Annotated in this window: 13 protein-coding genes; 4 read left to right on the forward strand and 9 right to left on the reverse strand. The window is 34.0% G+C overall.

From position 1 onward, the window contains the following. Positions 1-5: 5 nt before the first annotated feature. From AB8B52_RS11675 to AB8B52_RS11690, 4 genes are all read right to left on the reverse strand, one after another. Positions 6-338 (reverse strand): DNA-directed RNA polymerase subunit omega, encoded by a 333-nt coding sequence (locus AB8B52_RS11675; RefSeq protein ID WP_406028487.1) that lies wholly within the window; start codon positions 336-338, stop codon positions 6-8. An 11-nt stretch (positions 339-349) separates the two neighbouring features. Next, a complete protein-coding gene (locus AB8B52_RS11680; protein WP_406028299.1) occupies positions 350-1,150 on the reverse strand; it encodes an outer membrane protein assembly factor BamD in 801 nt (266 codons plus the stop codon). Positions 1,151-1,372: 222 nt separating this feature from the next. Further along, the gene (gene dapA, locus AB8B52_RS11685) at positions 1,373-2,257 is read right to left on the reverse strand and encodes a 4-hydroxy-tetrahydrodipicolinate synthase (RefSeq protein ID WP_406028301.1); all 885 of its coding nucleotides are present in this window, start codon (positions 2,255-2,257) and stop codon (positions 1,373-1,375) included. After that, positions 2,257-2,775 carry a DUF6913 domain-containing protein gene (locus AB8B52_RS11690; protein WP_406028303.1) on the reverse strand — a complete coding sequence of 173 codons (519 nt, stop codon included), beginning with the start codon at positions 2,773-2,775 and terminating at the stop codon, positions 2,257-2,259. The genes dapA and AB8B52_RS11690 overlap by 1 nt, the downstream gene beginning before the upstream one ends. 71 nt (positions 2,776-2,846) lie before the next feature. Between AB8B52_RS11690 and AB8B52_RS11695 the strand changes: the two genes are divergently transcribed. Further along, positions 2,847-3,599 carry a 5'-nucleotidase C-terminal domain-containing protein gene (locus tag AB8B52_RS11695; protein WP_406028305.1) on the forward strand — a complete coding sequence of 251 codons (753 nt, stop codon included), beginning with the start codon at positions 2,847-2,849 and terminating at the stop codon, positions 3,597-3,599. A gap of 51 nt (positions 3,600-3,650) precedes the next feature. Further along, positions 3,651-4,565, forward strand: coding sequence for a bifunctional metallophosphatase/5'-nucleotidase (locus tag AB8B52_RS11700; protein WP_406028307.1), 915 nt, complete (start codon positions 3,651-3,653; stop codon positions 4,563-4,565). A 91-nt stretch (positions 4,566-4,656) separates the two neighbouring features. On the opposite strand, the gene AB8B52_RS11705 is transcribed toward AB8B52_RS11700, so the two are convergent. The 5 genes from AB8B52_RS11705 to AB8B52_RS11725 all read right to left on the reverse strand — a co-directional run bounded on the left by AB8B52_RS11705 (position 4,657) and on the right by AB8B52_RS11725 (position 9,576). Then, positions 4,657-5,397 carry a hypothetical protein gene (locus AB8B52_RS11705; RefSeq protein ID WP_406028309.1) on the reverse strand — a complete coding sequence of 247 codons (741 nt, stop codon included), beginning with the start codon at positions 5,395-5,397 and terminating at the stop codon, positions 4,657-4,659. Positions 5,398-5,500: 103 nt separating this feature from the next. Continuing rightward, on the reverse strand, positions 5,501-7,495 hold the full coding sequence (gene ligA / locus AB8B52_RS11710; protein WP_406028311.1) for an NAD-dependent DNA ligase LigA: 1,995 nt from the start codon (positions 7,493-7,495) through the stop codon (positions 5,501-5,503). Between the two features lie 59 nt (positions 7,496-7,554). Then, positions 7,555-8,136 carry a TIGR00730 family Rossman fold protein gene (locus AB8B52_RS11715; RefSeq protein WP_406028313.1) on the reverse strand — a complete coding sequence of 194 codons (582 nt, stop codon included), beginning with the start codon at positions 8,134-8,136 and terminating at the stop codon, positions 7,555-7,557. Positions 8,137-8,209: 73 nt separating this feature from the next. Beyond that, positions 8,210-9,085 (reverse strand): peptide chain release factor N(5)-glutamine methyltransferase, encoded by an 876-nt coding sequence (gene prmC, locus AB8B52_RS11720; RefSeq protein WP_406028315.1) that lies wholly within the window; start codon positions 9,083-9,085, stop codon positions 8,210-8,212. Continuing rightward, the gene (locus AB8B52_RS11725; RefSeq protein WP_406028317.1) at positions 9,085-9,576 is read right to left on the reverse strand and encodes a GNAT family N-acetyltransferase; all 492 of its coding nucleotides are present in this window, start codon (positions 9,574-9,576) and stop codon (positions 9,085-9,087) included. The genes prmC and AB8B52_RS11725 overlap by 1 nt, the downstream gene beginning before the upstream one ends. 182 nt (positions 9,577-9,758) lie before the next feature. Here AB8B52_RS11725 and AB8B52_RS11730 point away from each other — a divergent pair, with 182 nt between their 5' ends. Both AB8B52_RS11730 and ribD read left to right on the forward strand, forming a co-directional pair. Continuing rightward, on the forward strand, positions 9,759-10,139 hold the full coding sequence (locus AB8B52_RS11730) for an LEA type 2 family protein (protein WP_406028319.1): 381 nt from the start codon (positions 9,759-9,761) through the stop codon (positions 10,137-10,139). After that, complete coding sequence (gene ribD, locus AB8B52_RS11735) at positions 10,140-11,246, forward strand: bifunctional diaminohydroxyphosphoribosylaminopyrimidine deaminase/5-amino-6-(5-phosphoribosylamino)uracil reductase RibD (RefSeq protein WP_406028321.1); 1,107 nt, start codon at positions 10,140-10,142, stop codon at positions 11,244-11,246. It begins immediately after the preceding gene. Positions 11,247-11,331: the final 85 nt, after the last annotated feature.

Here is an 11,331-nt window from a genome sequence, read left to right on the forward strand (position 1 = left end):
ATGGTCTAGTGCTCTGGCTGAGTATCCTCAGTATTTCTGTGGTAAATTTTATCATCTAACCACTCTTTAACCGCTAAAGAATGTGGTTTTGGTAATTTTTCATAAAACTTAGACACTTCAATTTGCTCTTTGTTTTCAAAAATTTCCTCAAGACTATCGTTGTAAGTTGCAAACTCTTCTAATTTGTCAATCAACTCACGTCTAATATCTGTATTAATTTGCTCAGCACGTCGAGAAATTACAGAAATAGCTTCATAGATATTATCTGTTGCAGCGTCGATTTCATTTCTGTTGTAAGTAATAGTACTTACTGGTGCATCTGTTTTTTTTAAATCCATCATAATAATCTTTAACTTTTAGTAGTCAATGTATTTAATTCTTGTTCTAATTGTGCTTTTTTTAAATTGGCATCTTCCATGTATTTACTATCTGGATATGACTTTAATAGAGCGTTGTAATAACCTTTAGCTTCTTTAATTCGATCTTCCTTAAGATAATTGACACTTAGAGTTGCTAAATTGAAAGCCGCATCAAATCTATAATAAAATGCCTCACCTCTTAATGTTGTTCCTGGAAATTCGAGTAAAAAATTATTAAACGATTTTACAGAAGCTTTGTAATCTTTAATTAAATCATACTGCTTTGCTATTTCGAAAGCCTTTTTCTCTAACTTGAAATCGAGTTCCTTAACCAATGTATTTGCTTCGCTTAAATATTGCGAATTGGGATATGCATTTACAAATAATTGTAATTTTTCAATAGCTTCAACGGTTTCTTTTTGCTCTTTAGAATAGACTGGAGAACCAAAATAAAAACCTTTAGCTGACAAAAAGGACGCTTCTTCCGCCTTTTCACTTTTAGGATAAATATCTGTAAACTTATCTAAATGGTAGCTTGCAATATAATAGTCTTTTAGCTGGTAAGAGCACATGGCGTGCATGTAAGTTAGCTTTTCAGCCTGTGGCTTTCCTCTATACTTTTGAAGAATTTGATCGCAAAGCTTAAGCGATTTACTCCACTTTTCTTCTTCAAATAATTTAGTTGCAAGCTCAAACTTTGGAGCTGTTTCTTCAGACTTAAAAACTTTCTGATAGTTACTGCAAGACGCAAATAAAATACTGATTAGTAGTATGTAAATTCCTCGATTCATAAATTTTAAACAGATTGCAAAAGTAAACATTATTAACGGATTTAAAAAACAAATAGTATTGAACTCTGTTTCATTTATTTTAGACCTTAAAAAAACTTCTAAAGCACAGTATAATTTAGTACTTGAGATGTTTAGTAAATATAGATCTCAAAATAAAATGATGACTTTATTCTTGGCTAAAATAAGCGTTGTTCAAAGCCTAAAAAGCCATTTGTAGAAAGTTTAACTTTTCTCTAAATCATTTAGTGCTTTTTTAACGTTAATTATTAACTGGTCTGTTGCCTTCACTAATGGCAGACGCACATGCGACTCGGAGATGTTTAAAACCTCTAAAACAGCTTTGATTCCAGAAGGATTGTTTTCAGAAAAAATTAATGCGGTAATTGGCATCAATTTAAAATGAATATCATAAGCTTCCTTAGCCTTACCTTCTATTCCTAAGCGTATCATTTTCGAAAACGCTTTTGGTAACGCTTGCCCTATCACAGAAATCACACCAGATCCACCTGCCAAAGCCACACCAAGCGCTAAATCATCATCACCAGAAAGGATTAAAAAATCTTTAGGCTTGGTTCTTAACAATTCTAAATACTGATGTACATTATTACCTGCTTCTTTTACGGCTACAATATTGGTGAAATCATTTGCCAATCTTACGGTTGTTTCAGGAGACATGTTTGATGCTGTTCTGCCAGGAACATTGTATAGAATGATTGGTTTTGGTGACACTTCAGAAATAGCTTTAAAATGTTGGTAAATCCCTTCTTGTGTTGGTTTACTATAATATGGAGATACAGACAAAATACCGTCGATCTCTGTAAAATCAGTAGCCTTAATTTCATTAATTACGTTAGCGGTGTTATTTCCACCAATACCTAACACTAAGGGCAATCTGCCTTTGTTTACTTTGGCAATAAACGCTATTAATTTTATTTTCTCTTCAGGTGTTACGGTAACACTTTCGCCTGTGGTACCACTTATAACTAAATAATCCGTGCCATTAGCTATATTATGCTCTATTAAACGTTCTAAGGCATCAAAATCGATACTTAAATCTGCTTTAAAAGGTGTAATTAGTGCCACACCTGTTCCTATAAATTGGGTCATTATAATTTTTTTAGAATGTTTAAATATTTTTTTAATTCTTGTTTAAAAATGTTGATGTCTTGCAAATTTACATCAATTATGAGATCATATAACCGCTCGTCTTCTTGAGAGATGCCTACTTTAAATTTTGCGCTAGACGCAGCGGACATTAAATTTAACTGAAGTACAGGGTTTTTAAAAAAACAGATGAGCATATCGTAAGGCTCATTAATAAAAGCTTCCAATTCAGGATTTTTAATTTGTCCTTTCCAACCAAAATCTTTTGGACTAAAATGCGCATTCCATTTATTATGCTCTAATTTATCATCTAAAGTAAATGCTACAATTTTGTTTTTTGGAGAGATTAAACCTAGGGCTTTAAAATAAACCCTAAACACTTCAAACTCATGAAATTCATTAGCATTAAGCAACACGGCAACCGTCTGTATTTTACTGTTGTCTACAGTAGATTTGCGCGTTGCCAATAAATTATTGACATATTTTAAATTTGATTTTTCTTTAAATGCTTTTAAAATCATTTACCTTTAGGCTTTGTGCAAATTTAATAAAAGCACTAACATTTTATTATAAACTACCTATAAGTTATTCAATGACTATTAAACAAGCTTTAAAACTCTGTTTTTTGTTGCTCATTTTTTCTTGTGCATCAACAAAAATTTCTAAAATTGAAGGAGAACGCCTTAGTGTTGATGAAAGCATTCAACCAAATCAGGCCGTAGAAGATTTTATTAAACCCTTTCGCGAACATGTGAATAAAAACATGGATAGCATTATTTCATATGCTCCTGAAACGTACACCAAAAAAGATGGCCTTTTAAACACAGCGATTGGCAATCTTATGGCAGATGCTGTTTATAGCGAAGGCAACCCAATTTTTAATAAACGCACTGGTAACACCATTGACTTTGTACTTCTTAATCACGGAGGTATTCGGTCCATTATTTCTAAAGGTAATATTACTATAAGAACCGCTTATGAAATTATGCCTTTTGAAAATTCCGTCGTCATAGCTGCCATAAAAGGCGCACAAGTTAATGAAATGGTGACGTATCTTGCTGCAGCCAAACGTGCGCATCCGCTTTCTAAGCAATTTCAACTTACTTTAGATTCTACTGGTGCTGTGCAATCTGCAACTGTTAATGGACAACCAATAGACAATGACAAAACCTATTATGTCGCCACTAACGACTATCTCTATAATGGTGGTGATGGCATGGTATTTTTTCAACCAAACGACGGCTTACATGTTTTAGATTATAAAATTAGAGATGTATTAATTGATCATTTTAAAAAGAAAGATTCGCTCAATCCTAAACGTGATGATCGTTTTATTCAACTCTAAAAATTAAGAACAAAGCATTTCCACGTCGTTGGAGCTAACAAATAATGTGCAATGAAAAGAATTCAATTTATAAAAAAATCTACTGCAGCAACCGTTTTAGCTGGTGTTGGTGGTTTGGGATTACAGTCTTTTAGTCCTGCAAAGAAAACGAAAATAACCATTCTTCATACTAACGATGTCCACAGTCATATTGATCCATTTGGACCAGATGATGGCAGAAACGCCAATAAAGGTGGTGTTGCAAGACGTGCCACTTTAGTAGAAGCTATTAGACAAGAAAATCCGAACACCTTACTATTAGATGCAGGAGATATATTTCAAGGCACACCATACTTTAACTATTATGGCGGCGAATTAGAATTTAAACTGATGAGCATACTAAAATACGATTTAGCCACCATTGGTAATCACGATTTTGATAATGGTATTTCTGGACTCTATGCACAATTACCGCATGCTAAATTCGACTTTGTTTCTGCAAATTACGATTTCTACAACACGGAAATGGACACACATGTAAAGCCGTATAAGATATTTATTAAGGATGGTATTAAAATCGGCATATTTGGACTTGGTATAAAGCTTGAAGGCTTGGTAGATAAGAATATGTACAAAGAAACGGTCTACAATCCACCTATTGAAATTGCTCAGGACATGTCTCGTATTCTAAAGGAAGAACAGCATTGTGATTTGGTGATTTGCCTCTCTCATATAGGATATTACTACAAAAACGATCCTAGTCGTGTTAGCGATATTGTCTTAGCAAGAGCGACTAAGGATATTGATCTTATTATTGGTGGACATACACATACCTTTTTACCAAAACCGACTGTAGAAAAAAATAGTATCGGAAAAGACGTTCTCGTTAACCAAGTTGGCGCATATGGCTTATATCTCGGTAAAGTAGATTTTCATTTTACACCAGGAAAAAAAGTTAAAGCGGGTGGTGCTTCTATTATGGTATAGGTTCTAAAATTGAATACTTAAAGATGTACTTCTAAAGTTTGAAAATACCATAAATTGCTTAAGCTGAATTATACTTGTACCTTACAAAAATTTAATTAACCTCTAAAGGTTCGTCTGAATAAGCAGCAACAGGTTCTGAAACTTTGTGTTGCGATTGCAAGTAAAAGAAAATAAAGGCAATCACTAAAAATATAGCGTAAACTAAACCTAAACTATCTTCAGGCAAGATATAGTAATAGGCTAATTGGATAATCTCCGAAAACACCATAAAAATAGACCCAATTAAAAAAAGCATCGATTTATTATTATTACGATACATATAATTAATTAAAGCGCATGATAAAAGTGCCATAACAACGGCATTATACGTATATTCTAAAAGATATTCATCATACGACAAGAGACCTTCTGTTGTTCCAGAAATTAACGAGACGCAGAATACATCCAAAACAACTAACACAATAATTGGAATCGTTAATTCTGAAAATACCTTTTTAAAGTTTAAACCTTTAAGTATTCTAAAAATTAATAATGCGTAGGATAGAATAAAAAGCATGTTAGCTAAGTAATAGGAATAATTTATATCTCCTTCTTTGGTTTCGGGCATGTACCAAGCTAAAAAGCCTATAATTTGCCCAGAGGTAAACACAACTAAAAACCAAAAAAAGAATTTAGACTTGTGTTTTGTCCAACCCACATAAAGCCAAATAAGTAGAATGAGCATGAGTGCTCCTAATGCTGAACCTTCTTTCTCTAAAGCGAGACCTTGAAGAACAACGTAAGTACCACCAAGTAGTAACAATACTATTTTTAAAATTTTATTTACTAACATTAATTAATCCCTTATTAACGGAAGCAAATATAAACAAATATTTTACATTTTAACGTTAAAAAAGTGTATTTCATCGAATAAATAGCTGTTTTTGTGTAGGAATTTATTTCAAAAAATCTAAAAACTCTATTTCTGTTAGTATGGCAATGTTTAAATTTTCAGCTTTTGTACGTTTGCTTGGTCCCATTTTGTCACCTGCAACTACGTAAGATGTTTTAGATGAGATAGATGAAGCTACTTTACCACCATTATCTTCGATAAGTTTTTTCAGTTCATTACGAGAAATGGTTTCAAACACACCAGAGACCACAAAGGTTTGCCCTTTTAATTTTTCGGTTTGGCCTGCTAGTTTTTCGGCTGAAATTTCTAATTGCACACCAAAAGACTTTAATCGTTCTATAATTTGTTTGTTTTCTTCTGAACTAAAAAACTCAACCACACTCTCTGCTATCCGCTCTCCTATTTCATCTACAGTTACTAAATCTAAGGTTGAAGCAAACATTAAGGCATCAATCGATTTGTAATGTTTGGCTAATTTTTTCGCAACGGTTTCACCAACAAAGCGAATACCCAAAGCAAACAATACGCGTTCAAACGGAATTTGTTTTGAAGCCGCAATGCCATTCACTAAATTCTCGGCACTTTTTTCTGCCATACGCTCTAGCGGAATCACCTGCTCTATGGTTAATTCATACAAATCTGAATAATTCCTAATTAAGCCTTCTTTCACTAAAAGCGAGACGGTTTCACCTCCCAAACCATCAATATCCATGGCTTTTCTAGATATAAAATGTTGAATTCTGCCAGCCACTTGTGTTGGACAGCCTTTATAATTAGGACAGTAATGTTTGGCTTCACCTTCTACTCGAATGAGTTCTGTTTCGCACTCAGGACAATTGGTAATATATGTTGTAGGCTGGGACTCTAAAGGTCGTTTCGTTAAATCCACAGCTATAATTTTAGGAATAATTTCACCGCCTTTTTCTACAAACACCTCATCACCTTCTCTAATGTCTAATTTTTCAATTTGATCTGCATTATGAAGCGATGCACGTTTCACTGTTGTACCTGCTAATTCTACAGGTTCTAAATTTGCTACTGGTGTAATGGCCCCTGTTCTTCCTACTTGGTATGTGATTTCGTTTAATCGGGTTGAAACTTGTTCGGCTTTAAATTTATAAGCCATAGCCCAACGTGGTGCTTTAGACGTAAAGCCTAATTCGTCTTGTTGGTATAAATTATTCACCTTTACAACAACACCATCAATTTCATATGGTAAGTTGTGTCTTTCTTTATCCCAATGATTAATGTAATCTAAAACAGCATCGATGGAATGGACTAATTTGGCTTCTTGTGGCACTTTAAATCCCCAAGCTCTGGCTTTTTCTAAACCTTCATATTGTGTGGTAATATTAAGATCGCTTCCTACAATACTATATAGTAAACATTCTAAAGGCCGTTTTGCAACTTCTGAGCTGTCTTGAAGTTTCAAACTTCCCGAAGCTGTATTTCTTGGATTTCTGTAAGGTTCTTCGTCGTTAGCAATGCGCTCTTCATTCATTTTAAGGAATCCTGCTATTGGTAAAATGATTTCGCCTCTAATATCAAAACGTTCAGGATAATCGCCTTTTAATTGTAATGGTACGGTGTTTATGGTTTTTATGTTTGCCGTCACCTCATCGCCTTGCACTCCATCTCCTCTTGTTACAGCTCTTAGCAATTTACCATTTTCGTAAGTAAGGTTCATGGAAGCACCATCGTATTTTAGCTCGCAGGTGTAATTTACTTCACCATCTACCATTTTTTTGATTCTGGTTTCCCAATCCAATAAATCTTCTTTGGAATAGGAATTATCTAAAGAGTACATTCGAGAGTCGTGAACCGTCGTTTTAAAATTTTTAGTAATGGTACCTCCAACACGTTGCGTTGGCGAATTTGCGTCAAAAAACTCAGGATGAGCATCTTCTAAAGCTTGAAGTTCTTTTAGTTTAATATCGAAGTCGTAATCACTTATCGTCGCATTGTCTAGAATATAATAATTGTAGTTGTGCTGACTTAGTTCTTCTCTGAGCGTTTCTATTTTTTGTTTTATGTTCATTTAAAAGAGGTATGACTATTATTTTCTTCGTAATATAAGATTCCTGCTTTCACAGGAATTTAGAGTCCAGATTTATTTAACCACTGTGGCGCTGGTAATGGTTTGTAGTTGTTCATTTTTTCTAACAAACCGTCTATCGTCGTATCAACCACCACAGCCTCTAAATTTTCTTGTTTCAGAAAACCACGTTCTACCATCATTTTGCATTGGGCAATTAAGGCATCGTAATAACTGTTGGTGTTTAAAATTCCGATGGGTTTGGTGTGCAAGCCTAATTGTCCCCAAGTGGTAATTTCAAAAAACTCGTCCATCGTACCAAATCCACCTGGTATAATTATAAAACCATCACTTTTTTCATACATAATGACTTTACGATCGTGCATGTTTTCAGTGACGATTAATTCGGTTAGTTCGGTATGGACAATTTCTTTTGTTTTTAAAAATACAGGAATAATACCAATGGTATCACCATTACCATCTATAACAGCTTGCGCTACTTTTCCCATAATACCAATTTTAGAACCTCCATAAACCAAAGTGATATTTTGGCTGGCTAAAGTTTGACCTAACTTGTAGGCTTCTTCTATAATTATTTGGTCATTACCTTCACTACTTCCACAAAATACAGCGATACTTTTCATTAATTTCTTTTTCTTTTTATGTCAACTTTAATCGAGGTAAGATTTAAAATTGTAGTTGTGTTTCTATTTAGAATTATTTTTTATTTCCTGTTAATAGTCTATCATTCCCATTCAAATCCTTCAACAACGCAACACCTTCAAAGTTAGCATCAACCAATAACTGCTTTGTTTCTTCACCAAGATACTGGTTAATTTCAAAGTAAAGGCTTCCGTTTGGTTCCAAATTATTAATGGCAAATTCTGTGATGGCTTTGTAAAACAACAGCGGATTATTATCTTCTACAAACAAAGCTAAATGTGGCTCGTTATCTAGAACGTTAGGTTGTATTTCTTGCTTTTCTAATTCTCTAACGTATGGTGGATTAGAAACTATGATGTCGAATTCCAAGTTTTCAAACTCTAAATTCCAGTTGGTCTTGTTTAAAATGTCAGCTTCGAAGAATGTAATTTCTACGTTATTTAGTCTTGAGTTATATTTTGCAACTTTTAATGCCTCTTTGCTTACATCTATAGCGTAAACTTTAGCATTTAATAAGTTCTTAGCCAAAGCGATCGCTATGCAACCAGAACCTGTTCCAATATCAAGAACGTTAATCGGTTTGGAATTTTGTTTTTGTTTTTTGGAATTTGCGATGATAAGAGCCACTAGTTCTTCGGTTTCTTGTCTCGGAATCAAAACACTTTCATTGACTTTAAATTGCAACCCGAAAAATTCGGTTTCACCTAATATGTATTGTATTGGTTTTTGTTGTTTTAAATCTTCTAATACGTTAAAAAAAATAGCCGTTTCAGACTTTGCAATGGTGAATTGTGGTTCTAAGACTAATTGAATGCGAGGCACGCTGAGGTAATGTTCGGTGCACAAAAAGAAAAAACTGTTGACTTCATCTTTACCATAAATGGCATCTAATTCCTTGTGAAATATGTTTTGTAAGTCTTTTAATACCATTATAAATCTTTAAGCATCCAAACGGTACATGAGTAATGACCTGTGTTTCCCATAGGTTCTGCTATAGATTTAAAACCTACCTTTCTATATAATTTACGTGCATCATCCATGTATGGTAAGGTTTCGAGATAGCATTGCTCAAAACCAGCTTTTTTAGCAAAAGCCAAACATTTTGCCATCATTTCACTTCCTAAGCCTTTGCCTCTCGCCTCTGGCATAAAATACATTTTCTGCAACTCGGCCACACTACCTTTATAATGATCTAAAGGTGAAATGCCTGCGCCACCCAAAATAGCATTACCACGCTCTACCACAAAATAAGTTTTATTTGGCTGGCTGTAAGTTTCTGTCATACAATCTAGCGCAGCATCCTCATAAGCTGTACCTACCTTTGGCACACCCATTTCTATTAAAACAGAACGAATGGCTTTTGCTATTTTAGGATTATCCTTAGCTTCAATTTCTCGAATAACAATAGTATCTTTGTGCACTAATTTTATTTTAAATCACTTTTATTTATCCTGATTTCGCGTAACGCTTATAACTAAAAATGACACCTTCATATAGATTCAAAAATACATATAAAAACAATTTTATGCTTAAAAGATGCTTACTGTTTTCGTTAACTTTTACATTACTTTTCAACTGTTCGGTCACTAAAAAACCAGAATTTTTGAAACTCGATAATATACAAGTCATTGACTCTAACTCTAAAAACATTACCCTTAGTGCCGACGCTTTATTTCTCAATAAAAATAATGTAGGTGGCACTTTAAAAACCGATGATTTTAAAGTTTACATCAATGATACAGAAGTGGCTTCTATTATTTCGGATGAATTTGATGTGCCTAAAAAAGATAATTTTACTATTCCACTAACCGTTGCTGTTTCTACGGACAGCATTTTTAATAAAAATAGTCTTGGTGGTTTACTAGGCAGTTTAATTTCGCAAAAATTGAAAGTACAATACAAAGGCGCTATTAAATATAAAATTATGGGCTTTTCGTCGACTTATACTGTTGATGAAATTCAAGATGTAAAAATAAAACTTTAGTTGACCACGCACGAAACCTACATAAAACGCTGTTTACAGATTGCGAAAAACGGATTGGGTACTACAAGACCAAATCCTATGGTTGGTGCTGTTATTATTTGTAATGGTAAAATTATTGGTGAAGGTTTTACGAGTCTATATGGTGGCAATCATGCTGAAGTCAATGCCATTAATTCCGTAAAGGACAAAGACCTATTAAAAAAAAGCACACTTTACGTGACGCTAGAACCATGCAGTCATTTTGGAAAAACACCACCTTGTAGCGATTTAATTGTGAAGCACCAAATACCAAATGTGGTTATTGGTTGTGTGGACGATAATCCAGAAGTGGCTGGCAAAGGTATTGCCAAATTGAAAGCTTCAGGTTGTTCCGTTATGGTTGGTGTTTTAGAAGCGGAATGCAAAGCACATCACCAACGATTTTTTACGTTTCATAATAAAAAACGTCCTTTTATTATTTTAAAATGGGCTGAAACCACTGATGGTTTTATTGCGCCTTTAAAAAAGGATGAAAAAAAACCGGTTTGGATTACAAATCCTTATTCCAGGCAATTGGTGCATAAATGGCGTGCTGAAGAACAAGCAATTTTAATTGGCACCAATACGGTTATTGAGGATAATCCGAGTTTAACGGTTAGAGATTGGACAGGTGAAAACCCGATTAGAGTAGTTTTGGATAAAGATTTGAAGTTAAGTTCTGATTATAATGTGTTTAATGATGACGCTGAAACGGTTGCGATAAGCTCGAAGATAGAAGCACGAAGCTTGAAGAATGTTGCTGTAGGCTCGAAGATAGAAGCGCGAAGCTTGAAGAATGTTGCCGTAAATATGAATTTGGAATTTATAGATTGGAATTTGAAAGATTCAATTGCGATTCAAATTCTTAGGGTTTTATACCAACGACATATCAATTCGGTAATAATAGAAGGTGGCGCACAAACATTACAAACGTTTATAGATGAAAATCTTTGGGACGAAGCGCGAATTTTTATTGGTCATTCTGAATTTAAACAAGGTATAAAAGCACCTGTTTTAAAAGGGAAATTGATTTCGGAAACAAAGATATTAGATGATATACTTCAGATTTACAGACCTCAAAGGTTTTAAAAACCTTTGAGGTCTCGGTAAGTCGAGTATTCTAAGACCTAGCAGTCCCTAAAGTTTTTCGGGATTAAAAATCTGTCAGATCTTT

The sequence above is a fragment of the Winogradskyella sp. genome (assembly GCF_045105575.1).
Taxonomy (GTDB): domain Bacteria; phylum Bacteroidota; class Bacteroidia; order Flavobacteriales; family Flavobacteriaceae; genus Winogradskyella.